Below are 24,388 nucleotides of genomic sequence, written 5' to 3'. Positions count from 1 at the left end.
CCTTACAGGTCATAGTGACGAAAGAGGGTTAACAGCGCGGCGCTAAACGCAGCGGGAGATTCCCGATGTGCGTTATGTCCGGCGCCAGAAATCAGTGCAAGAGAACAGCCAAGCTCCGCTGCGACGGCGCGAAACTTATCGTCTCGTTCACCGCAAAAATAATGAAAAGGAACGGCAAGCTGGCTAAGCGGCTCGCGTAAGTCAGGCTGGCAGGCAAGTGAAGTCGCATCAAGCATCCGGGCCAGCGCCGTTGGATTATTTTGCGCACGCAGGGAAACCAGTTCGGCACGCTGCTGGCGGTTGAGCGAGCGAAAAACCGGCTGCCGGTACCAGTCGTTAAGCACGCTCTGGACATTTTCCTGCCTTAAACGCTGCGCCCAGCGGGCATCGTTCAGCGCCCTCGCCTCACGTTGTGCGTCGCCAATCAGGCCGGGATGAGCGCCTTCAACAACCAGCCCACGTAGCCCTTTCGGTTCTGGCCGACTGGCGTGATACATCGCGATGCGGCCGCCCAGGGAATAACCTACAAGCCAATAGCTTTTGATACCGTAATGCTCAAGGGTATTTCGTAAGGCGCTATCGACCCCGGCAAAGTCCTGCACCTGGACATCGGCGGAACCGCCGTGGCCGGGCAGATCTACCCTTAGCTGAGGCCAGTCGTGAAAATCCTGCTCAAACGCCCACCATTCACGATGGCTGCCGAGAAAACCATGCAGCCAGACTATCCACGGCAAGTCTGAACGGCGGCCCAGATACGGCACGGCATGAAGGATCATGCCTGGCTGACCTGAGCCAGCAGGTGCTGTAGCGTCTGGGCGCCGTCAGTTTCCGGCACGGTGATTTCAATTATCGTGGCGCCTGGACGCAGCCAGGCACGCTTCACCGCCTCCTCCAGCGCCTGCCAGCTTTCCGGATTTTGGTAACCCAGCTCGAACATAGCGGCGGCGTGGGAAAAATTCACGTTTTGCGGCATACAGTAAAAGCGCTCCCGCTCTTCTGCGGGCGTAGGAAGCAGCGAGAAGATCTGGCCGCCGTTGTTGTTGACCACCAGCAGCACAAACGGCGCCGATGCGTGGCGCAGCAGCGCCAGGGCATTGAGATCGTAAAGAGCCGAAATATCTCCGACTATAGCGAGCGTTGACCGCGCCGTTGCCCGCTGAACGCCTGCCGCGGTCGAGAGCAGACCGTCAATGCCGCTTGCTCCCCGGTTGCTGTACACCGGATACCCGGCCGGAAGCTGCGCGAAGGCATCGATTAAACGCACAATTAAGCTGTTGCCAACAAACAGCTGGCCGCCCTCCGGCAGCAGCTGCGGCAGGCGCTGGGCAACCTGCGCCTCGCCAAAGGTAAGGGTGCCGTGCTCCACCTCTTCCAGCGTTTTCCAGGCCAGAGAGATTAACGCTTCGGCCCAGGGAAGGCGTTTTTCTGCCGGATGCTTTTCAAGCCAGGCTTCAACTCCGGCCACAAGGCGACGACCACGATGGTTTGCCGGGTCTAGTCGTCCGGGCTGCTTATCGACCAGCCAGTACTCTTCTGGCCGACAGGCGGCCTGCCACTGGAGAACGCGTTTGCCGGTCAGGCTGGCGCCAAACTGGATAACGATTTGCGCCTGCTCAAGGCAGGTGACAGCCTGGCTATTGCTGAGCCACAGATCCGCACAAGGCAGCGGCTGGCCGGTTTGCGAAAGCACGTCGCCGATGAGCGGCCAGCCAAGCATTTGTGCCCAGGCCGCCACCTGTTCGCCTTCGCTGGCAGAAAGCCGCCCGGCAACCACCACGCCTCGCTTTTGCCGCCAGAAAAACCAGTCTCTTTGCTTCGGCACCGCATTTTCGTGGACCTCACGCAGCCAGGGGGCGCTATCTTCCCACCAGCCTTCCAGCCTGTTTTGCCAGTCAAGGCCGGTATCGTCGGGCGCGCCGTAAAGCGGTTCGGCAAAAGGACAATTGATGTGCAGCGCGCCGCCGCTAAGCTGCCCGACGGCGCTGTCGACCGCAGAGACCAGCCAGCTGGCGGGAATATCGTGGGTAGGGCGAGGCAGATTAAGCGCATCGGCGGGATGGGAGCTAAACAGCCCCGGCTGGTGAATCGCCTGGTTTGCGCCGCAGCCGATAAGCTCAGGCGGGCGGTCGGCCGTCAGTAAAATCAGCTTTTCACCGGTCAGTCCGGCTTCAATGACGGCGGGATAAAGATTGGCGACCGCGGTACCGGAAGTGACGATGACAGCCACCGGCTGTCCGCTGGCTTTCGCCAGCCCAAGCGCCAGGTGACCCAGCCCGCGTTCATCAAAATGAGTGTGACAAATAAAACTGCGATTTTCCGCCGCGCTGAGGGTCAGCGGCGTGGAGCGGGAGCCGGGGGCGATACACACGTGCCGCACCCCGTGCCGGGTTAATGCTTCGAGTATGACGCCCGCCCAGCGGCGGTTAAATGAGCTTATCGACATAATATTGTCCGCAGTCAATTTCGACTATCGATTATAAATACTATGGCAAGAGTTAAATTGATTTGCGTCGTGAATAGATTATTCAGTTGCCGCCGCCAACGAGCAGCGTCTTCAGTCCGGCCGCTTTATTTTCAATTTCCTGCCACTCGTCGGCGGCAACCGAACCGGCGACAATGCCCGCGCCAGCATAGAGACGAACTTCGCTACGGCTTACCTGCGCCGAGCGCAGCGCTACGCAGAACTCCGTTTGATGGCGGGAAAGGTAGCCTGCAGAGCCCGCATACCATTCGCGCTCAAACGGCTCGTTTGCGCTAATAAACGCCCGGGCCAGTTCACGCGGCAGGCCGGCTACGGCCGCGGTGGGCTGGAGCTGTTTGAGGCAAAGCGCATCGTCCTGACGCTTAAGCTGCGTCCAGATGCAGCGACGAAGATGCTGGACCTTACGCAGCCGCACGACCTGTGGCGGCAACACATCCAGCGCGCCGACGTCATCCCGCAGCCGCAGGCAGATATCCTCTACCACCAGCATATTTTCACGCTGATTTTTGTCATCTTTTAGCAGCCACTGGCCTAACTTTGCGGCCTGAGCATCGTCGGCGTGATTAGCCACCGTGCCCGCAAGCGCCTCGGTGCGAAGTGCATCATCGACTCTTCGCCACAGGCGCTCCGGGCTGGATCCCAGAAACGCGTTTTGCGCATCAAACGCCATAAGGAAGTGGTAACAGTTCAGATTTACACGGCGGCTGGCGGCCATAAATCCGGCGGCGGAAACCGGCGAAGTAAAGGTCAGGTCAGTGGCCCTTGCCAGCACGACCTTATCAAGCTCATTCTGACCGATGGCCGTAACCACTTGATCGACCAGACGGTGCCATTCTGGCTGCTCCGGCAAATGAGTTTCGCTGCGGCATTTCAAATTTAACTGAGGGAGTAATTTTGCCGGCAGGAGTTGCTTAATAAACGCGGCTGCCGCTAACGCATCCTGCTTAAGCGACGTTTCGCTATACAGATGCAGCCAAAGAAATGCTTCGCCCCCTACCCGTCGCCATTCCAGGCGCGAAAGGAACAGAAAACCGTGCGCAGGATCGAAAGCATTCAAGCCCCAGACACGCAGCAAAGGCTGCTCCGGGTGAGATTGTAGAAAGACCTGGGCCTCCTCGAGGGCAGTGAAGCTTAGCAATGCCCCCAGCGCAGCAACCTCTTCATTACCGCTGCGCTGCTGCCAGTAAAATTGAGGATAGAGCGATTGGGCAGTGAGCCAGGCGAGAGGATCGGAGGCGTCGCTCAGTGTGACCGGCACGCACAGGCGCTGAAGGCCCGGCGCATCCGCAAATTCCCCTGCTAATTCCTGCTGCATTTGCTGCAGTGCTACGGCTACTGAATTCACGTTTACCTCACGCTCCGTAAAAACCCCTGATTATACGTGGTCGTTGCCGCAAAAAAAAATCCTACCCAGGGAGTAAGATTTTTTATTAGCCATTATTGCGGCGAGGGGATTATCGACGAAGCAGCAGCCCGATCACCAGCCCCACCGCAGCGCCTACGCCAATGCCCTGCCACGGCTTCTCGTGCACGTAATCATCAGCACGGTAAACCGCCTTTTTGGCACGGTAATAATAATTGTCGGAAGCATTGCTTATGCGCTCTTTAACCTCGTTCAGCGCCTGCTCAGCCCTGGCCTTCAGCTCAAGATACTTTTGATCGGCGGGATCGCCGGAAAAGCGCAGCACTTCTTCAAGCGTTTCGCTCAATAGCGCCAGATCATCGTCAAGACGAGATTCATACGGTTGCATCACTGTTCTCCGTGTTAAAAATTTCTCGTCCGCTAACTATAGACAACCCGCGCGGGTTTTGCCTGCCTACTGCCTGGCCATACCGATATGCGGGATGCCGTCTTCGTCGTACACTTCGGTCACCGGCTGAAAGCCAAACTGCGCGTAGAAGGGCTGTAGATGGGCCTGCGCACCCAGATAGAGGGCTTTGTCGGGCCAGCGCTTCTGACAGGCGTTAAGCGTCTGCTCCATCAGCCTGTGGCCGAGTTTTTCGCCGCGCGCCGAGGCGTCAACGATAACTCGCCCAATCACCACCGGCTGCAGTTCGTTTTCGCTCTTAAGAAGACGGGCGTAGGCGATAAGTTTACCGTCCCGCCAGCCGAGAATATGGCGGTTCTCCCCCACCATGTCCTCACCGTCAACGTCAAGATATGCGCAGCGCTGCTCAACGATAAAGACTTCACAGCGCAGGGCCAGAAGGGCGTAAATATCCGTGGCGCTCAGCTCAGAATGGTGTAAATCCTGCCAATGAAGCATTGAAAAACTCCTTTTGATTCTGGCGCCACCTGCCGGGTTACCGGTGCCGCTCAAGCAACTGTTTTAGCACAGTTTCCAGAGGCGTGGCACCTTTCACCGTTTCCCCTGTGAAGTCGATCCAACCTTCATTGAAGCCGTCCAGCATTTGCACGCGTGGTCGCGGGTTTTTCATGCCCTGGGCAAGGAAATCCGCTTCCCAGTTTTCACGAGGTACCGCCTTTACCGTTACCGCACGCCCCAGAACTTGAGAGAACGCTTCTGCTGCCAGCTGCGGGCTGTAACGCTGCGGCCCTTCCAGCTCCACGATGCGGGTGCCGGGTGCTGGCTGAGTCAACAGTTTGGCGGCAAGCGCGGCGATGTCGACCGTAGCGACCATCGGAATAGCACGCTCCAGCGGCTGTAGATGGCTGTAGATAATGCCGGTCTCTTTGGCACTTTCAACATCCCAAAGATAGTTTTCCATAAACCAGCCAGCACGAAGGAATACAACGGACTCGCAAACGTCCTTCAGCTCTTTTTCCATCAACCCTAATGCATTCAGCAAGTTTGGCTGGGTGGCCTGCGCGCCAACGGTTGAAAGGCAAACTACGTGCTGCGGATGAGCCACCTGCAAGGCTTGCTTAATGGCGGCGATATTAGCGCGCGGCTCAGCGAAATCCCCCGAAGGATCGAATACCGGCGGCAGCAGGATAAAGACCGCATTCGCCCCGGTGAACGCTTTTGTCAGCGCTTCGCTGTCATCCATTTCCGCCAGCGCAATTTCAGCGCCCTGCTGCGCCCACGGCTGCCCTTTCGCTTCAGTGCGAACCACGGCGCGAATTTTATTCCCTCTTGCAAGCAGAGCCTCACCCAGCGCACCGCCGACTTGCCCGGTAATACCAGTAATTGCAAACATAATCTCTCTCCAGTTTCGCCCCCACAGCAGGGGATGGACGGCATTATGCTAAAGCGGCTATGTTGTATCGATAGCACCATAGACAATTCACTGATGACTGCGGAGCACTAATATGATTTTCAACGATCGGGCATTTGACGGCCTGTCCGTGTTTACCGCCGTGGTAGAAAGCGGTACGTTCGCCGCCGCCGCAGAGGTGATCAGCATGTCGCCTCCGGGAGTAAGCCGGGCCATTGCCAGGCTGGAAAAACGCCTCGGTATTCGCCTTTTTGACCGTACCACTCGCGCCGTCTCCTTAACGCTGGAAGGTAAAGAATTTTACCGCCAGATCCTGCCGCTGCTGGCCGCCCTGGAGGACGTAACCAGTCACGCGTCGCTCTCAACAAAAGCCATTGCCGGCAGGCTAAGGGTAAACATCGATCCTTTCTTTTCCAGCCTGATTCTGGGTCCCCAGATTGAGACCTTTCTGTCCCGACATCCGGATCTCGAACTGGATCTGGTCACCAGCGATCGGCTTGGGGATATGATTGGCGATGGTTTCGATCTCGCAGTTCGCTTTGGCCTGCCCCGCAATAGCACGCTGGTAGCCCGTAAGCTCCTGGAAACACGCATTATGACGGTGGCCACGCCCGCCTACCTCGCGCTTCATGGCAGACCAGAAACGCCTCAGGCGCTCCTAGCTCACACCTGCATTCATTTCCGCGATTCGGAAACGGGGAGACCGTTTGAGTGGGAGTTTCATCGTAAGGGAGAGGTGATTAAAGTCCCGGTGAATGGCCGTCTGACGCTTAATGACGCTCGTACTTTGCATGAAGCCTGCCTCAGCGGCCATGGCATAGCACAGATGATGACCTTCGGGTCTGACGAACTGGTGAAGAAGGGATTACTGGTGGATTTGTTCCCGGACTGGCCTGACGAACGCTTCCCGCTTTACGCCTACTACCCTTCGCGTTTGAACCCCGCTGCCCGAACCCGCTGTTTTCTGGATTTTATCCATGAGCTTGCCAAAGCCTGAGCCGAAAAAAAACCGCCAGCAAGTGGCGGTTTTGAAGGGTAACGTAAAGCCGATTACATCAGCGGCTGAGCTAGCTGCACCAGGCTGATAAGCGGCTGAGGATAAACACCCAGCAGCAGCACGAGCACGGCGGAGATCAGCACAACCACGCCGCCCGCGGTCAACGCCCAGTTAGACGGGGTATCACGGTTAAGCTGCTGAGGTGCGCTCAGGTACAGGCTCACGGTCACGCGCAGGTAGTAATAAAGGCCGATGGCGCTGCCCACAACCACTGCACCGGTCAGCCACCACAGGTGGGCCTGAACGCCGACTGCGATGATGTAGAACTTACCGATAAAGCCCAGGGTCATTGGGATACCCGCCAGGGAAAGCATCATCACGGTCATCACTGCAGAAAGTACCGGCTTGTGCCAGAACAGACCGCGGTAGGAGAACAGGGAGTCTGCATCCGGGCCACGGTACGGGCTGGACATCAGGCTAACCACGCCAAACGCGCCCAGGCTGCTGAACAGGTAAGCGGCCAGATAAACGCCTACCGCTTCCATCGACATGTTGCCAGTTTGCAGGGCAATCAGCGCCACCAGCAGGTAGCCAAGGTGAGCGATGGACGAGTAACCCAGCAGACGCTTGATATTGGACTGGTTCAGCGCCATCAGGTTACCGAAGAGGATGGAGGCGAAGGCGATAATACCCAGCACCACACGAACCGCTTCGCTGTTGCCCACCGGCGCGTAGAGGAACAGACGCATCACCACGCCAAAAATGGCGATCTTGCTGGCGGTAGCCAGGAAGGTGGAGACCGGAGCAGGCGCGCCCTGGTAAACGTCCGGGGTCCACAGGTGGAACGGCACCAGAGAGAGCTTGAAGCCAAGACCGACAATCATCAGGCCCAGGCCCGCCAGCAGCAGAGGTTCGTGCAGCATGTTGTCCGCCAGGCTCTTACCGAGGCTGACAAACGACAGGCTGCCGGACTCGGCGTAAACCAGCGCCATACCGAACAGCAGGAAGGACGAGGCCGCCGCCGACAGGATGGTGTACTTGATGCTTGCTTCCAGAGAACGCTTCTGGCGGAAGGCGTAGCCGACCAGGCCGAACAGCGGCAGAGAAATCAGCTCAATGCCGAGGAACAGCGCCGCGAGGTGGTTCGCGTTAGCCAGCAGGATGCCGCCGAGGGCAGCAATCAGCACCAGCAGGTAGAACTCTTCGCGGTTGTCGGTGTAGCCCTGAAGCCACGGGTAAGCAAAGGTACAGGTCGCCAGGCTCGCCAGCAGCACCAGCCCGGTGTAGAGCATGGCGTAGCCATCAACGCGCATCAGCGGAGTGACGTCCATCGCCCCTGCCTGACCCACAAACCACAGTGAAACCAGCGCGGCGTTAAGGCCGATAACCGACAGCGTAGCATTCAGAAAATGGTCGCGTCGCCACGCAATGGAGAGCATCACAACCACCACCGTCAATCCGACGATCAACAGCGGTAGCAGCGCGATCAAATGTTGAGGAGTTATTGTCATGGCGAATTACGGCCTTGTAGTAGAAAGTGAACTGGTAAACCACTGCTGAATATTGCTCATCGCAGAATGCGAGGTATCCAGAATCGGCTGCGGGAAGAAGCCCAGCAGAACTAACAGCACCACCAGCAACAGAATGATAAAGAACTCGCGCATGGACATGCCAGGCAGCTGTTTATCGCTGATTTCGCTCTTAGCTTTACCGAAGTAAGCGCGGTGCAACATCGCCAGGGAGTAAACGGAGGCGAAGACCAGACCGAAGGTTGAAATCACGGTGATGACCGGCACAACATGGAAGCTGCCGAACAGAATCATGAATTCACCGACGAAGTTACCGGTACCCGGCATCCCCAGGGTAGCAACAGCGAAGAACATCGACAGGCCAGGCAGCCATTTAATTTTGTTCCACAGGCCGCCCATCATGCGCATATCACGCGTGTGCAGACGCTCATAGAGCTGACCACAGATGATGAACATCCCGGCTGCGGACAGACCGTGGGCAATCATCTGAATCACCGCGCCCTGGTAAGCAAGCTGGTTGCCGGTGTAGATTGCAATCAACACAAAGCCCATGTGGGAAACGGAGGTATAAGCAATCAGGCGTTTAATGTCGGTCTGAGCAAAGGCCATCCACGCGCCGTAGAAGATGCCGATGACACCCAGCCACATGGCAATTGGCGCGAACTCTGCAGACGCTTCAGGGAACAGCGGCAGAGAGAAACGCAGCAGGCCGTAGGCCGCGGTTTTCAGCAGGATACCCGCCAGGTCAACGGAACCTGCCGTTGGTGCCTGAGAGTGTGCATCCGGCAGCCAGCCGTGAAGCGGAACCACCGGCATTTTCACCGCGAAGGCGATAAAGAAGCCCAGCATCAGCAGCCATTGCACGCCGTGGGACATCGGCGTTTTCAGCAGCAGCTCGTAGTTGAAGGTCCACACGCCGGTCGCGTTGTAGTGCACAAACACCAGACCCAGAATGGCAATCAACATCACCAGGCCGCTCGCCTGGGTATAGATGAAGAACTTGGTGGCGGCGGTAATACGCGTCTTCCCGTCGGAGGCTTTGTGGCCCCACAGCGCAATCAGGAAGTACATCGGCACCAGCATCATTTCCCAGAAGAAGAAGAACAGGAACATGTCGATGGCAAGGAACACGCCGATAACGCCACCGAGGATCCACATCAGGTTGAGGTGGAAGAAGCCCTGATATTTTTCGATTTCATTCCAGGAACAAAGTACCGCCAGCACGCCGAGCAGGCCGGTCAGCACCACCATCAGCAGCGACAGACCGTCGAGCGCCAGGTGAATTTCAATGCCAAAACGTGGGATCCACGGCAGAACAAATTCAGACTGCCACTGCGGCAACCCCGCCGCCTGCGTCAGTGAGTAGCCACCCTGCAACCACAGCTGCAGAGAGAGTGCCAGTGTCAGCCCCATGGTAATCAGCGCTATCCAGCGAGGCACTTTCACGCCAAAGCGTTCGGTCTGCCAGCAGAAGAAGCCGCCGATAAAGGGGATTAATATTAGCCAGGGTAATAGCATGGCGTTTGAGTCCCTAAGTCAAAATAATTCTTAAACATCGCTCACTTCCCAGCGCCAGGGGAGGGTGTTACCCCTCGCCCCGACCCTCTCTCGTAAGAGAGGGGGATGGAAGAAATCCTGTTAACGCAGAACCAGCAGCAGGCCAAGTACCACAACGGCCCCGATGCTCATTGACGCAACATACCAGCGCAGGTAACCGTTCTCGCTCACCAGCAGACCGCGGCCTGCGAAGCGGGAAAGAATGGCCGGAATGTTCATCAGCGCATTCAGCGGGTCACGACGCAGCAGCCAGGCAATACCGAGGAACGGCTTGACGAAAATCATGTCGTACAGCCAGTCGAAGCCCCAGGCATTGAACCACCAGGTACCGAAGAAACGCCCCGGCGCGCTGTTGGCAAGCGACGTCACCAGAGTGCGTTTGCCCAGCCACAGGAAGGCGGCAATCAGGATACCGGCAATGGCGACGACGCCGGAGATAATCTCCAGAGTCAGCACGCTGCCGTGCGCAAGTTCAGTGGTTTCCGGCAGCACGCCGCGCAGCGGTGGCACAATCATTGCGCCAACGAAGGTGGACAGTACCAGCAGCACAACCAGCGGCAGGTGGTGGGTGATCCCCTTCCCTGCGTGAGCGTGAATTTTTTCTTCACCGTGGAACGTGATGAAAATCATGCGGAAGGTGTAGAGCGAGGTCATAAACGCCCCGACCAGGCCCGCAACCATCAGGTTGATGTGGCCGTTCGCCATCGCACCGGCAAGGATCTCATCTTTACTGAAGAAGCCTGCGGTAATCAGCGGCAGAGCAGACAGCGCCGCGCCCCCGACCAGGAAGCAGACATACACCAGCGGAATTGACTTACGCAGGCCACCCATCTTGAAGATGTTTTGCTCGTGGTGGCACGCCAGAATCACCGAGCCGGATGACAGGAACAGCAGCGCTTTAAAGAACGCGTGGGTCATCAGGTGGAAGATTGCCGCATCCCACGCCTGGACGCCCAGCGCCAGGAACATGTAGCCAATCTGGCTCATGGTGGAGTAAGCGAGTACGCGTTTGATGTCGGTCTGGACCAGCGCGGCAAAGCCTGCCAGCACCAGCGTAACCGCACCCACGATACCCACCAGATGCAGAATTTCCGGGGTCATCAGGAACAGGCCATGGGTACGGGCAATCAGATAGACGCCCGCGGTAACCATGGTCGCCGCGTGAATCAGCGCAGAAACAGGGGTTGGACCCGCCATCGCATCCGCAAGCCAGGTTTGCAGCGGAAGCTGTGCAGATTTACCGACCGCGCCGCCCAGCAGCATCAGGGTTGCCCAGGTCAGCATCTGGTTACCGGCAGCGAAGTGCTGCGGCGCCAGCTCAACCATTTCGCGGAAGTTCAGCGTGCCCAGTTCGTTGTAGAGAATGAACAGGCCAAAGGCCAGGAACACGTCGCCCACGCGGGTGACCACGAACGCTTTCATTGCCGCCGCGTTGTTCTTCGGATCGGTGTAGTAGAAACCGATCAGCAGGTAAGAACAGAGGCCCACGCCTTCCCAGCCGAGGTACATCAGCAGCAGGTTATCGGCAAGAACCAGAACCACCATGCTGGCGATAAACAGGTTGGTATAGGCGAAGAAGCGGGAGTAACCCTCTTCACCGCGCATGTACCAGGAGGCGAACATGTGGATCAGGAAGCCCACGCCGGTGACCACGGAAAGCATGGTCAGGGACAGGCCGTCCAGCACAAGGTTGAAGCCGATGTTAAAGTCACCGACCGCCATCCAGGTCCACAGCGGCTGAGTAAATGCCTGCTGCCCGTTGTTAAAGAAATCAACCCCGGCAACGGCGGTGACAACCGCCGCCAGACCTACAGAGCCCATCCCAATCGTTGCGGACAGATTTTCTGACCAGCGGCCGCGGGAGAATGCCAACAGTAAAAAGCCAATCAATGGCAGAACAATGGTTAACCAGAGAAGGTTCATCCACGCATCTCACTTACTGAATCGATATTCAGATTCTGGCGACGACGATGGAGCTGCAGTAACAGCGCGAGGCCAATACTGGCTTCGGCAGCAGCTAAGCTAATCGCGAGTATATACATCACCTGACCGTCAGCCTGGCCCCAGTAGCTACCGGCAACCACAAAGGCCAGCGCGGCGGCGTTAATCATCACTTCCAGGCTGATCAGCATGAACAGCAGGTTGCGGCGGATGACCAGACCGGTCAGACCCAGCACGAACAGAATGGCGGCGAGGATCAGTCCATGTTGCAGCGGGATCATACGTTCTCCTCCGTTTTTCTTCTCACGGCCATGTCGGCTGGGCGATTGCTCAGCACTTCACCGACACGGTCCTCACGACCCAGGTGGAACGCAACGACCAGGCCCGCCAGCAGCAGCATGGAGGCCAGCTCCACCGCCAGTACGTAAGGCCCGAACAGCGCGATACCGACCTGTTTCGCATCGATGGACGTGCCGTCGATGCCCTGGTCGTTAACGGTGCGGATTGCGTAAATCAGTACCACCAGCAGCACTGCGGACAGGACGCCAGGCCCAATCCACAGCTGCGGCTTCAGCCACTCGCGCTCCTGCTGCTGAACCGCGTTACCGAGGTTAAGCATCATCACCACGAAGACGAACAGCACCATGATGGCCCCGGCGTACACGATGATCTCCAGCGCACCGGCGAAGTAGGCTCCGAGGGAGAAAAACACCCCGGAGATCGCCAGCAGCGAGATGATCAGGTACAGCAGCGCATGCACCGGATTGGTGTGGGTGATCGTCCGAAGGGTAGTCAGGACGGCCACAATGGCGCAGATATAAAAAGCGAATTCCATTCCTGACTCCTTAAGGTAACAGGCCTTTGACGTCGATAGGCTTGGCTTCGTTTTCCGCTTCGCCCTTATCTTTGCCGTCGATTGCCATACCTGCCATCCGGTAGAAGTTATATTCCGGGTATTTGCCCGGACCGGAGATCAGCAGATCCTCTTTCTCGTACACCAGATCCTGGCGCTTGTATTCACCCAGCTCGAAGTCCGGGGTAAGCTGAATCGCGGTGGTCGGACACGCCTCTTCGCACAGGCCACAGAAAATGCAGCGTGAGAAGTTGATGCGGAAGAACTCAGGGTACCAGCGACCGTCTACCGTTTCGGCTTTCTGCAGGGAGATACACCCTACCGGGCAGGCTACCGCACACAGGTTACAGGCAACGCAGCGCTCTTCACCGTCCGGGTCGCGCGTCAGCACGATACGGCCACGGTAGCGCGGCGGCAGATACACTGGTTCTTCCGGATACATGCGGGTTTCGCGCTTGGCGAAAGCGTGCATGCCGATCATCCAGATACTGCGTACCTGGGTGCCGAAACCAACCACTAACTCTTTCAATGTCATGGTTTTTTCACCCCTTATGGTGCCTGGTAAAGAATGACCGCGGCGGTCACCAGCAAGTTGATAAGCGTCAGCGGCAGGCAAACTTTCCAGCCGAAGGACATCACCTGGTCATAACGCGGACGAGGTAGTGCGGCGCGAATCAAAATGAACATCATCATGAAGAACGCGGTTTTCAGCGCGAACCAGATGAACGGCGGTAACCACGGGCCATGCCAGCCACCAAAGAACAGCGTCACGATCAGCGCAGACACGGTGACGATGCCGATGTATTCCCCGACGAAGAACAGACCGAACTTCATGCCGGAGTATTCGATGTGATAACCATCGGCCAGCTCCTGCTCGGCTTCCGGTTGGTCAAACGGGTGACGGTGGCAAACCGCAACGCCGGCAATCGCGAAGGTCACGAAGCCGAAGAACTGCGGGATAACGTTCCACAGATGCGCCTGGTTGTTGACGATGTCGGCCATATTAAAGGAACCGGCCTGCGCCACCACGCCCATCAGGGAAAGCCCCAGGAACACTTCATAGCTCAGGGTCTGCGCGGAAGCACGCATCGCACCCAGCAGGGAGTATTTGTTGTTACTGGACCAGCCGGCGAACAGCACGGCGTAAACCGCCAGGCCCGCCAGCATCAGGAAGAACAGGATCCCGATGTTCAGATCCGCCACCACCCAGCTTGGGCTGACCGGCACAATGGCAAAGGCCAGCAGCAGCGAGGTGAACGCGATCATCGGCGCGAGAGTAAAGATCACACGATCGGAGAACTTAGGGATCCAGTCCTCTTTAAAGAACATCTTGATCATGTCCGCAACCAGCTGGAGTGAACCACCCCAGCCTACACGGTTTGGTCCGTAGCGGTTCTGGAACAGACCGAGCAGACGGCGTTCGCCGAAGCTCATGAATGCCCCGCAGGTCACCACGACCAGCAGAATGACAACCGCTTTCAGGATGCTCAGCAGAATGTCGATAACTTCCGGTGTCAGCCAGCTCATTGCGCAGCCTCCTGCAGATTTTCAAGACGAGCACCGGCAAGCACTGGCGCGATCCCTGGCATACCCATCGGCAAGCCAACCTGCCCGGCGACCAGCCCTTCGGACAGCTGCAGCGGCAGACTCAGCGTCTGGCCTTCGTAGCTGAAGGAGATAAGGCTACCGGCGTTAACGCCAAGCTTCGCGGCATCTGCCGGGTTCAGCTTGATGTACGGCTCAACCATACGCTTCTGGAACACCGGAGAACGCTGGGACATCTCGTCGCTACCGAACAGGTGGTAGTACGGCGCGATACGCCATTTGCCCTCTTCCGCGTGGAAGGACTCCGGCACGGAAGTGAAGTACTCCAGACCCGTTTCAGAGGCTTCAATCAGGCGCACGCCCGGATCGCCGTGGCGCAGATGGCCGCCCACTTCGGCCTGGAACTTGTTCCATGCCTGCGGGGAGTTCCAGCCTGGAGCCCAGGCAAACGGAATCTGCTGACGGTCGGCCAGCGGGCTGTTGTTCCCTTCCATAGAGAAGGCGAACATCGTGTCTTTATCCTGCGGCTGACGCGGTTCGTGCACGCTGATGTTGGCGCGCATGGCGGTACGTCCGCTCGAACGGATTGGAGAACGAGACAGCTTCTGACCTTTGATACGGAACGAAGCATCCGGCGCGGCATCTTTAATACCGGCCAGCTGAGGCAATGCCTGCACGCAGGCGTCGATCACGTGGTCAAGCTGCGTCCAGTCAACGTCGCGGCTCTGCACGGTGCTGTGCAGCGAATGCAGCCAGCGCCAGCTTTCGAACATCGTCACGCTGGTGTCGTAGTAGGCAGGATCATAAACCTGGAAGAAGCGCTGGGCGCGGCCTTCGTTGTTAATCACCGTTCCGTCGCTTTCTGCGAAGCTCGCCGCGGACAGGACCAGATGGGCTTTGTCCATGATATCCGTGCGCTGATGGTCAATCACCATCACCAGAGGCGCTTTGCTCAGAGCAGCATCTACGCGGGCGGCTGAAGCATGGCGGTGCAGGTCGTTTTCCAGCACCACTACCGCATCGGCAGCGCCGCTTTCCAGCTCGCTCAGGGCCTCTTCCAGAGAGCCGCCGCCAATCATGCCGAGGCCAACGCTGTTAACCGCACGGGCAATCATGGTGACGCCAACGTCGGCACCGCGACCTTTCAACGCTTTAGCCACGTTGGCCGCAGCCTGAATAACCGCTTCGCTACCGGCGTTAGTCCCGGAAACAATCAGCGGCTTCTTCGCGCCGGCCAGCGCCTGCACGATCACGTCGACTTTATTCTTCAGGTCACGATCCAGCTCAACGGCCGGAGAGTTGCTGTCCAGCGCATTGGCAATCGCAAAGCCAAGACGAGCCTGATCTTCAACCGGCGCACGGTAAGTCCATGCGGCGATATCGTCCAGGCGAGTGCTGTCCACGTTGGTCACAAACAGCGGATGCTTAGCGTTCTGGCCGATGTTCAGGATTGCGGCGATCTGCCAGTCGGCCACTTTCTGAGCAGCTGCCATTTCACGTGCCTTCCCTTTCACCGCCTGGCGAATAGCCAGTGCAGCACGCGCGCCGGTCTGGGTAACGTCTTCGCCCAGAATCAGCACCGCATCGTAAGATTCGATTTCACGCAGAGCAGGCGTATGAATACCGCTTTCACGCAGCACTTTCAGCATCAGCTGCAGGCGAGCCTGCTCACCGGCGGCAATGCCCGTGTAGAAGTTGTCGGCCCCAACCAGCTCACGCAGAGCAAAGTTGCTTTCGACGCTCGCGCGCGGAGAACCGATACCGATCACTTTCTTCGACTGACGCAGGATATCCGCAGCGCCCTGCATCGCCTGCTCGGCGTTCAGGGTAATGAGGTCATCGCCACGACGCTGAATTGGCTGACGCGGACGGTCTTTCAGGTTGACGTAGCCGTAACCGAAACGACCGCGGTCGCACAGGAAGTAGTGGTTCACGGTGCCGTTATAGCGGTTTTCGATACGGCGCAGCTCACCGTAGCGTTCACCCGGGCTGGTGTTACAGCCGAGGGAACACTGCTGGCAGATGCTTGGTGCAAACTGCATATCCCATTTACGGTTGTAGCGCTCGGAGTGCGTTTTGTCGGTGAAGACGCCGGTCGGGCAAATTTCTACCAGGTTACCGGAGAACTCGCTTTCCAGCGTGCCGTCTTCCGGGCGACCGAAGTAGACGTTGTCGTGTGCGCCATAAACGCCCAGATCTTTACCGTCTGCGTAGTCTTTGTAGTAACGCACGCAGCGGTAGCAGGCGATACAGCGGTTCATTTCGTGAGAGATGAACGGACCGAGATCCTGATTGCGGTGAGTACGCTTGGTAAAGCGATAGCGACGGAAGCTATGACCAGTCATAACGGTCATATCCTGCAGGTGGCAGTTACCCCCCCTCTTCACAGACCGGACAGTCGTGCGGGTGGTTAGTCATTAACCACTCCACAACGCTTTCGCGGAACTGTTTCGCTTCGCCATCATCAATGGAGATGAAGGTCCCGTCGGAGGCCGGTGTCATACAGGACATCACCAGGCGACCACGAGTGTCTTCCGCGTTCTGATATTGCTTCACCGCACACTGGCGGCAAGCACCGACGCTGCCCAGCGCCGGATGCCAGCAAAAATAAGGAATATCAAGACCGAGGGAGAGACAAGCTTCCAGCAAGTTGTCTGCTCCGTTGACCTCGTATTCTTTGCCGTCTACATGAATCGTAGCCATAGTCAGCATGCTTCCAGTTGGCCTGAATAACTTCAGGCGTTAATCAAAAATTCTTGTGCGAACCACCTTCGCCCTCACCCCGACCCTCTCCCCCAGGAGAGGGGGAAAATCATCGGTCTATCCCCTCTCCCTCAGGGAGAGGGTTAGGGTGAGGGTGAAAAGCTGTCTATCACCAGCGCGTTTTTAACAGGTTCGGCTGAATACCATTAATGGCACGCAGATTTCCGTAATCCTGTTTGGCAATGCCTGCTTCGAATTCGTCGCGGAAATATTTAATCGCACTCTGCAATGGCTCTACGGCACCCGGCGCGTGGGCACAGAAGGTTTTACCCGGTCCCAGGTGGCGGCAAAGCTGCTCCAGGGTTTCGATATCCCCCGGCTGCCCTTCGCCACGCTCCAGCGCGCGCAGGATTTTTACGCTCCACGGCAGACCATCGCGGCAAGGTGTACACCAGCCACAGGATTCACGGGCAAAGAACTCTTCCAGGTTACGCACCAGCGGCACCATACCGATTTCATGGTCAACCGCCATTGCCAGCGCCGTACCGAGACGGCTGCCTGCTTTACCAATACTTTCAAACTCCATCGGCAGGTCGAGGTGCGCTTCCGTCAGGAAGTCGGTCCCCGCACCGCCCGGCTGCCAGGCTTTAAACTTCAGGCCATCACGCATGCCGCCGGCGTACTCTTCCAGGATCTCACGTGCGGTTGTGCCGAACGGTAACTCCCAGACGCCAGGGTTTTTCACGCGGCCAGAGAAGCCCATCAGCTTGGTACCGGCATCTTTACTCATGCCGCCGCCAATGCCCTGATACCACTCTACGCCGTTAGCCAGAATCGCAGGCACGTTACACAGGGTTTCGACGTTGTTGACGCAGGTCGGTTTCCCCCACACGCCGCTTGAGGCCGGGAACGGTGGCTTGGAGCGAGGGTTCGCACGACGGCCTTCCAGGGAGTTGATCAGCGCGGTTTCTTCACCGCAGATATAACGCCCTGCACCGGTGTGCACGATAAGCTCGAAGTCAAAACCGGAGCCCAGAATGTTTTTACCAAGCAGGCCCGCTTCGGTGGCTTCAGCGATTGCGCGGCGCAGATGAACGGCCGCTTCAATGTATTCGCCACGCAGGAAGATGTAGCCGCGGTAAGCTTTAAGCGCGAAGGCGGAGATCAGCATGCCTTCCACCAACAGGTGCGGCAGCTGCTCCATCAGCAGACGGTCTTTATAGGTGCCCGGCTCCATTTCATCGGCGTTACACAGCAGGTAACGGATGTTCATGGACTCGTCTTTCGGCATCAGGCTCCACTTCAGACCGGTGGAGAAGCCCGCGCCGCCACGCCCTTTCAGGCCAGCGTCTTTTACCGCGTTAACGATCTCATCCGGGGCCATGCCGGTGAGCGCCTTACGCGCACCTTCATAGCCGTTTTTGCTACGGTATTCGTCGAGCCAGACCGGCTGTTTGTCATCGCGCAGACGCCAGGTCAGCGGATGGGTTTCGGCAGTACGAATAATCGTCTTCATTTATACTGCTCCAGCAAATCAGGGATAGCTTCCGGCGTCAGATGGCTGTGAGTGTCCTCATCAATCATCATGGTCGGCCCCTTATCGCAGTTACCCAGGCAGCAGGTTGGCAGCAGGGTGAAGCGACCATCAAACGTGGTCTGGCCCGGTTTGATGTTCAGTTTGGCTTCAATCGCCGACTGAATGCCCTGGTAGCCGGTGATATGGCAAACCACGCTGTCGCAGTAGCGAATCACGTGGCGGCCTACCGGCTGGCGGAAGATTTGGCTATAAAACGTGGCCACGCCTTCTACGTCGCTTGCCGGGATCCCCAGCACGTCAGCGATAGCGTAGATAGCGCCATCCGGCACCCAGCCGCGCTGTTTCTGAACGATTTTCAGCGCTTCGATAGAGGCCGCACGGGCATCTTCGTAATGGTGTTTTTCGTGCTCAATCGCCTCACGCTCTGCCGCACTCAGCTCAAAAGCCTCAGCCTGGTTTTGTTGGTTATCGTGCATAGTTAGCGATCCACATCAGACATTACAAAATCGATACTACCCAGATAGACAATCAGGTCAGAAACCAGGCTGCCGCGGATCGCCGCCGGAATTTGCTGCAGGTGCGCAAAGCTCGGGGTGCGAATACGGGTACGGTAGCTCATGGTGCTAGCGTCACTGGTCAGGTAGTAACTGTTAATCCCTTTCGTTGCCTCAATCATCTGGAAGGATTCGTTGGCCGGCATCACCGGGCCCCACGAAACCTGCAGGAAGTGAGTGATCAGGGTTTCGATATGCTGCAGCGTGCGCTCTTTCGGCGGCGGCGTAGTCAGCGGGTGATCCGCTTTGAACGGGCCGGCTGGCATATTTTTCAGGCACTGCTCAAGGATGCGCAGGCTCTGGCGAAGCTCTTCAACTTTCAGCATCACGCGGGTGTAGCAGTCGCTGATACCACCGCCTACCGGCACTTCAAAGTCAAAGTTCTGGTAGCCAGAGTAAGGACGAGCCTTACGCACGTCGAAGTCGATACCGGTGGCGCGCAGGCCAGCACCGGTGGTGCCCCACTCCAGCGCTTCTTTTGCGGTATAGGCAGCAACGCCCTGAGAACGGCCCTTCAGGATGGTGTTGCGCAGCGCGGCTTTCTCATAAGAGTCCAGGCGCTTCGGCATCCACTCGAGGAACTCTTTCAGCAGACGCTCCCACCCCTTCGGCAGGTCGTGCGCAACGCCGCCGATACGGAACCAGGCCGGGTGCATACGGAAACCGGTAATCGCTTCCACCAGATCGTAAATTTTCTGACGATCGGTAAAGGCGAAGAACACCGGGGTCATGGCGCCGACGTCCTGAATAAAGGTGGAGATATACAGCAGGTGGCTGTTGATGCGGAAAAGCTCGGAGAGCATAACGCGGATAACTTCAACGCGTTCCGGTACCACAATACCGGCCAGCTTTTCTACCGCCAGCACGTAAGGCATTTCGTTGACGCAGCCGCCGAGGTACTCGATACGGTCGGTATACGGAATGTAGCTGTGCCAGGACTGACGCTCGCCCATTTTCTCAGCGCCACGGTGGTGGTAGCCGATATCCGGCACGCAGTCGACGATCTCTTCGCCGTCCAGCTGCAGGATGATACGGAAAGCACCGTGTGCGGAAGGGTGGTTTGGCCCGAGGTTCAGGAACATGAAATCTTCATGCTCGCTGCTGCGCTTCATGCCCCACTCTTCAGGCTTGAAGGTCAGCGCTTCCATCTCCAGGTCTTCTTTCTGTTTAGTCAGGATAAACGGATCGAATTCGGTGGCTCGCGCCGGGTAGTCTTTACGCAGCGGGTGGCCTTCCCAGGTCGGCGGCATCATGATGCGCGTCAGGTGCGGGTGGCCATTAAAGGTGATGCCAAACATCTCCCAGGTTTCACGCTCGTACCAGTTAGCGTTCGGGAAGAGTTTGGTCAGCGTCGGCAGGTTCAGATCGTTTTCAGACAACGCCACCTTGAGCATGATATCGCGATTGCGTTCAATGGACATCAGGTGGTAGAAAACGGAAAAATCCGCAGCCGGTAAACCGTTGCGGTGTGTGCGTAGACGCTCATCCATGCCATGCAGGTCAAACAGCATAACGTAGGGTTTTGGTGATTTCTTGAGGAAATCGACCACTTCCAGTAACTGTTCACGCTTAACCCAGACTACGGGTACCCCGGTGCGGGTTGGCTGAACGGTAAAGGCATCCGGCCCAAAACGGTTACGCAATTCGCCAATGACCGGATCATCCAGGTGATCCCTTGTCTGCCAGGCTGGCATAGCGGCGTCTTGCGCGGTTAAATCGGTCATAGTTCTCACCATTGCAAATGGTTCTGTGGTGACTGCGTTCAGTGCCTTTGTTTTTATATTATTGATATACAAAGACGTTCACCGAGCGCAGGCGCTAATTAAATCTCGTCCGGCGTCCGCAGATTGGTTACCGCGATGCGTTCGCCGCGCTTACGCTCACGCTCGGACTGCATGTTGGCGCGGTAAACGCCCTGATCGCCAACGACCCACGACAGCGGGCGACGCTCTTTACCAATCGACTCCTGCAGCAGCATCAGCGCCTGCATATACGCTTCCGGGCGCGGTGGGCAGCCAGGAATGTAAACATCAACCGGGATGAACTTATCGACGCCCTGAACGACAGAGTAAATGTCGTACATGCCGCCGGAGTTAGCGCAGGCACCCATGGAAATCACCCATTTAGGCTCCAGCATCTGATCGTAAAGGCGCTGGATTACCGGAGCCATTTTGGTGAAGCAGGTACCGGCCACCACCATCAGGTCAGCCTGACGAGGAGAGGCACGTAAAACTTCTGCACCGAAACGCGCCACGTCATGCACAGCCGTAAACGACGTCACCATCTCTACGTAGCAGCAGGAAAGGCCAAAGTTGTATGGCCAGATTGAGTTTTTACGACCCCAGTTCACCACATCGTGCATGGCATGCTCAAGCTTGCCCATGTAAACGCTGCGGTTAATCTCTTGTTCGAGGGGATCGGTTACGATCTCCTGCTTCTGCAGGGGATAACGGTCATTCTCACCGTTGGGGTCTATGCGGGTGAGCGTATAGTCCATCTTATAGCCTCGCTGTTACTGCGTATGACGGTTAGTGAGACTGTCTGTTTCCGGGTTGATTTTCTCACGGCGCGAACGCGCAGGAGTCCAATCCAGCGCACCAATGCGCACCAGATAAACCAGACCAGCCAGTAGCACTAAAATGAAAATTGCGGCCTCGACGAAGCCAATCCAGCCGCTTTCGCGGATAGAAGTTGACCACGCATAGAGATACAAGGCTTCCACGTCAAAGATAACGAAGAACATGGCGACCAGGTAAAACTTGGCGGAGAGACGTAGACGTGCCGTGCCAACGGAGTCGATACCTGACTCGAAGGGGGTATTTTTGTGCCGCGCCTTAGCTCTTCCGCCAAGGAACCAGCCCCCGACAAGCATCAGACAGCACAGGCCAACGGCGACGATAAGAAAGACAGCGAACGCCCAGTGATGAGCGATAACTTCAGTGGATGTTGACATACTCATTGCTTACTCATCAAAAGTGGCGCCAAAGTCTCTGCTCTTGCTGGCAGATGAACACCACATCGATTCATGGGGAGGAACAATCAACCGTACAATAACTACCGGAAATCATGCTTAGGCAGCCAATTGATGGGGTTTTTTACTCCTTTCTATAACCTTTTGTCAACTTTAACAAAAGTATCCACACATTAATTTACACCGACAGCAATTCATTAACATTTAATGCGTTAAAACTCATCAACACCCGCATAAAGACCAGATTTTGATAAGGGTGAATCGTGTCCGTTCCGTGTGAAAAAATAAACAGCCCCTATATTTTGGCAGGAAATCTCAACTATTCCTCCCCCCAAGAGGGAGTATTTTCTTGATCTGAGACACGCTTTTGTTAATCAACTTCAAAAAGAAGCAACATTGTTATTCGTTTTTTAACATTAGCGTGCCGCTGCGCGAACTTTTTGTACATAAAGTGCGCAAAAAGAGGGGCGCTAATAAGTCATTGATTTTATTTTAAAAGATAAAACGAGGTATACCCTGGCTAAAATTAGGTATAAAAAATGGGCCATTGGCTTAAAAAAAATCACCAATGGCCCATTTCTTACATTTAATATTTTGTTACCAACTAAACGCCGAAGGGTTACTCAAAATCCCCTTCCACCAGCAGCGTATCGCCGCCTTCGCTTCCCACTGCCGCAAAGCGGTAAGGGTTCGACGGCGTGACCAGGGCGCTGAAAATCGCCTGAGCCAGCTCATTGCCGCTTTCCGGATTCCTGCAGAGCAGATAGCGGGTTTCAGGTAAAGCCGGTAGCCCTTCTGAAGCCCCCAGGACACGAAGCTCCGGGCTCATCATTTCTACCGGCCGTGCCGTCACGCCCAGCCCAGCCTTTACTGCCGCACGCACGGCCGCGAGCGTCGAGGCAACATACGATATACGCCACGGCGTCTGGCTGGCATCAAGCTGCTCTAACATCATATCGCGGTACGGGCTGGGATCGTCCAGCATCACCAGCGGCAGCGCTTCTCCGCTCTGGAACACATAATCGGCGGCACAGTACCAGAGCGTTGGCGAGGTTCGCAGCACAACAGAATCGAAGTTAGAAGGGTTAGAGGTTGTCACCACCAGATCGACCTCATGCTGATTAAGCATTTCGATCATGAACGGGTTGCGCTTTACCCGGACATCCAGCGCCAGCTTCGGATAGACAGAGCTGATGCGGTTTAACAGGAACGGCAGAATGGTGTCCGCCGTTTCGTCGGATGCGCCAAGGGTTAACGATCCCTGCAGGTTGTTAAACATCAGCGAGGAGCAGGCTTCATCGTTGAAGCGAAGAATTTTACGCGCGTAACCCAGCAGCTGAATTCCGTGTTCAGTCAGCAGTTTATTGCGGCCATGTCGTGCAAAAAGCTCTTTCCCGACTAATTGCTCAAGGCGCTGCATCTGTTGGCTGACAGCGGATTGAGTGCGGCATACCGCGGCCGCAGCGGCGGCGAAGGTATTGAGATCGGCGACCGCAACGAATGTCCTCAGCAGATCGAGGTCGAGGTTCAGTATCGGACGATTTGCGTTAATCATAATGTATTCACTAATAGGTTGCTCTTTCGAGTCTGCCCTGGTTGTATTGCTATGATTTATCAAAGAGATAAAGCAATTCCATTTACCGAATGTCTTCGGCAGTGTTGGCCGTCATACGTTAGCGGCGCTTCTGTTTGTTATTTTTGTATTCCCGGGCATGAGGCAATTATCTGAAACATGACCCAATGGGATATTTATTCAAGTCAGGATCGGAGACAACTTCCCGACTCATCGTACCAGTCTGGTATTTTGACGCCGGGTAATACTGTAAATCAGCGTCAGGAAACAACAATTAATAAGCTTTTATATGATTATTTAACGGGTTGAAACGCAACGAAAGGCATAAACCGGCCTAACCATACAACCAGTTGAATAATAATAGTAATATTTAACAGCACCGACTAAAACATGGCGCTGAATCGCTCATTGGCATCAAAAACCTACCATTTTTCGTAGTCTATCTTACCTTAAAACAGTATGTTTTATAACACTTATTACGAATTATCTGATCTTATTCTCTTTTTTGCTGCTTCACCCGGGTTGATTATTCGCAACGTTTTTTGAAGTCGCTCGCAAGCTATAATAAAAGACACTTAATAATTGCAGCGGTATTTAACTATTACATTAGCCGGACTTTTGATATACATCTCTTTAACTACCTGGTCATTAATCAAGTAATGGTTCTGGCCGAAATATTAATTTTTTCTTATGTTTTGCTGCCTCCGCCACCTTCAGTAGCACCTCTCACTCACCAGGACGCCAGAGACAGTGGATAACATCAATCCAAAAGAGCAAGACAGACAATTAAACTAACTTAATAAAAATTAAAGGTTATTTTGTTTATCTGATTTTTATAAAAAGCGCCGCAGCTTATACATTGTGCTGTAAAGATAAATTGCATTTCTTCAGGCCTCAACCTTCAAATCTCGCTGCAGCAGGAGTACATTGTGACGGTGCGCTTCCACGGCAGGATGCGACATTAAC

20 protein-coding genes and 1 pseudogene are annotated in these 24,388 nt (G+C 56.2%); 1 reads left to right on the top strand and 20 read right to left on the bottom strand.

Annotation, left to right across the window (positions count from 1 at the left end; translation table 11 throughout):
* Positions 1–2: 2 nt before the first annotated feature.
* From menH to EL098_RS06585, 6 genes are all read right to left on the bottom strand, one after another.
* A complete protein-coding gene (gene menH, locus EL098_RS06610; protein ID WP_126355519.1) occupies positions 3–776 on the bottom strand; it encodes a 2-succinyl-6-hydroxy-2,4-cyclohexadiene-1-carboxylate synthase in 774 nt (257 codons plus the stop codon).
* Positions 773–2,443: a 2-succinyl-5-enolpyruvyl-6-hydroxy-3-cyclohexene-1-carboxylic-acid synthase gene (gene menD, locus EL098_RS06605; RefSeq protein WP_126355518.1), complete on the bottom strand. Its 1,671-nt coding sequence runs from the start codon at positions 2,441–2,443 to the stop codon at positions 773–775. The genes menH and menD overlap by 4 nt, the downstream gene beginning before the upstream one ends.
* An 82-nt stretch (positions 2,444–2,525) precedes the next feature.
* Positions 2,526–3,827, bottom strand: coding sequence for an isochorismate synthase MenF (menF, locus tag EL098_RS06600; protein WP_126355517.1), 1,302 nt, complete (start codon positions 3,825–3,827; stop codon positions 2,526–2,528).
* 109 nt (positions 3,828–3,936) lie between these two features.
* Entirely contained in the window at positions 3,937–4,233 is a 297-nt protein-coding gene (elaB, locus tag EL098_RS06595; RefSeq protein ID WP_126355516.1) for a stress response protein ElaB, read from the bottom strand.
* Between the two features lie 66 nt (positions 4,234–4,299).
* Positions 4,300–4,749 carry a GNAT family N-acetyltransferase gene (locus EL098_RS06590; RefSeq protein ID WP_126355515.1) on the bottom strand — a complete coding sequence of 150 codons (450 nt, stop codon included), beginning with the start codon at positions 4,747–4,749 and terminating at the stop codon, positions 4,300–4,302.
* Positions 4,750–4,786: 37 nt separating this feature from the next.
* Complete coding sequence (locus EL098_RS06585; RefSeq protein WP_126355514.1) at positions 4,787–5,644, bottom strand: NmrA family NAD(P)-binding protein; 858 nt, start codon at positions 5,642–5,644, stop codon at positions 4,787–4,789.
* Between the two features lie 112 nt (positions 5,645–5,756).
* On the opposite strand from EL098_RS06585, the gene EL098_RS06580 reads away from it, so the two are divergent.
* The gene (locus EL098_RS06580; RefSeq protein ID WP_126355513.1) at positions 5,757–6,659 is read left to right on the top strand and encodes a LysR family transcriptional regulator; all 903 of its coding nucleotides are present in this window, start codon (positions 5,757–5,759) and stop codon (positions 6,657–6,659) included.
* A 53-nt stretch (positions 6,660–6,712) separates the two neighbouring features.
* Here the strand turns inward: EL098_RS06580 and nuoN are convergent, their stop codons facing one another.
* The 14 genes and pseudogenes from nuoN to lrhA all read right to left on the bottom strand — a co-directional run bounded on the left by nuoN (position 6,713) and on the right by lrhA (position 23,404).
* Positions 6,713–8,170 (bottom strand): NADH-quinone oxidoreductase subunit NuoN, encoded by a 1,458-nt coding sequence (gene nuoN, locus EL098_RS06575; protein WP_126355512.1) that lies wholly within the window; start codon positions 8,168–8,170, stop codon positions 6,713–6,715.
* 6 nt (positions 8,171–8,176) lie between these two features.
* Entirely contained in the window at positions 8,177–9,706 is a 1,530-nt protein-coding gene (gene nuoM / locus EL098_RS06570; RefSeq protein WP_038480887.1) for an NADH-quinone oxidoreductase subunit M, read from the bottom strand.
* 120 nt (positions 9,707–9,826) lie between these two features.
* Positions 9,827–11,668, bottom strand: a complete 1,842-nt coding sequence (nuoL, locus tag EL098_RS06565; protein WP_126355511.1) for an NADH-quinone oxidoreductase subunit L — start codon at positions 11,666–11,668, stop codon at positions 9,827–9,829.
* Complete coding sequence (gene nuoK / locus EL098_RS06560) at positions 11,665–11,967, bottom strand: NADH-quinone oxidoreductase subunit NuoK (RefSeq protein ID WP_008459783.1); 303 nt, start codon at positions 11,965–11,967, stop codon at positions 11,665–11,667. The genes nuoL and nuoK overlap by 4 nt, the downstream gene beginning before the upstream one ends.
* On the bottom strand, positions 11,964–12,521 hold the full coding sequence (gene nuoJ, locus EL098_RS06555; protein WP_126355510.1) for an NADH-quinone oxidoreductase subunit J: 558 nt from the start codon (positions 12,519–12,521) through the stop codon (positions 11,964–11,966). The genes nuoK and nuoJ overlap by 4 nt, the downstream gene beginning before the upstream one ends.
* A 10-nt stretch (positions 12,522–12,531) precedes the next feature.
* The gene (gene nuoI / locus EL098_RS06550) at positions 12,532–13,074 is read right to left on the bottom strand and encodes an NADH-quinone oxidoreductase subunit NuoI (RefSeq protein ID WP_126355509.1); all 543 of its coding nucleotides are present in this window, start codon (positions 13,072–13,074) and stop codon (positions 12,532–12,534) included.
* A gap of 14 nt (positions 13,075–13,088) precedes the next feature.
* Positions 13,089–14,066: an NADH-quinone oxidoreductase subunit NuoH gene (nuoH, locus tag EL098_RS06545; RefSeq protein WP_126355508.1), complete on the bottom strand. Its 978-nt coding sequence runs from the start codon at positions 14,064–14,066 to the stop codon at positions 13,089–13,091.
* Positions 14,063–16,787, bottom strand: a pseudogene (gene nuoG, locus EL098_RS06540) (NADH-quinone oxidoreductase subunit NuoG). The gene nuoH and the pseudogene nuoG overlap by 4 nt, the downstream one beginning before the upstream one ends.
* A 169-nt stretch (positions 16,788–16,956) precedes the next feature.
* The gene (nuoF, locus tag EL098_RS06535; RefSeq protein ID WP_045783300.1) at positions 16,957–18,303 is read right to left on the bottom strand and encodes an NADH-quinone oxidoreductase subunit NuoF; all 1,347 of its coding nucleotides are present in this window, start codon (positions 18,301–18,303) and stop codon (positions 16,957–16,959) included.
* Positions 18,300–18,800 (bottom strand): NADH-quinone oxidoreductase subunit NuoE, encoded by a 501-nt coding sequence (gene nuoE / locus EL098_RS06530; protein WP_008459776.1) that lies wholly within the window; start codon positions 18,798–18,800, stop codon positions 18,300–18,302. Before nuoE ends, nuoF begins: the two co-directional genes overlap by 4 nt.
* A gap of 2 nt (positions 18,801–18,802) precedes the next feature.
* On the bottom strand, positions 18,803–20,614 hold the full coding sequence (gene nuoC / locus EL098_RS06525) for an NADH-quinone oxidoreductase subunit C/D (RefSeq protein WP_126355507.1): 1,812 nt from the start codon (positions 20,612–20,614) through the stop codon (positions 18,803–18,805).
* A gap of 86 nt (positions 20,615–20,700) precedes the next feature.
* Positions 20,701–21,375 carry an NADH-quinone oxidoreductase subunit NuoB gene (gene nuoB / locus EL098_RS06520; protein WP_008459774.1) on the bottom strand — a complete coding sequence of 225 codons (675 nt, stop codon included), beginning with the start codon at positions 21,373–21,375 and terminating at the stop codon, positions 20,701–20,703.
* Positions 21,376–21,390: 15 nt separating this feature from the next.
* Positions 21,391–21,837, bottom strand: a complete 447-nt coding sequence (nuoA, locus tag EL098_RS06515) for an NADH-quinone oxidoreductase subunit NuoA (RefSeq protein ID WP_061274959.1) — start codon at positions 21,835–21,837, stop codon at positions 21,391–21,393.
* Between the two features lie 631 nt (positions 21,838–22,468).
* Positions 22,469–23,404 (bottom strand): transcriptional regulator LrhA, encoded by a 936-nt coding sequence (lrhA, locus tag EL098_RS06510; protein ID WP_126355506.1) that lies wholly within the window; start codon positions 23,402–23,404, stop codon positions 22,469–22,471.
* Between the last annotated feature and the right edge of the window lie 984 nt (positions 23,405–24,388).

The organism is Cedecea lapagei, assembly GCF_900635955.1.
Taxonomy (GTDB): Bacteria; Pseudomonadota; Gammaproteobacteria; order Enterobacterales; family Enterobacteriaceae; genus Cedecea; species Cedecea lapagei.
Note: the sequence above shows the minus strand (reverse complement) of the source record. Positions and strands in the feature narration are given on the sequence as shown.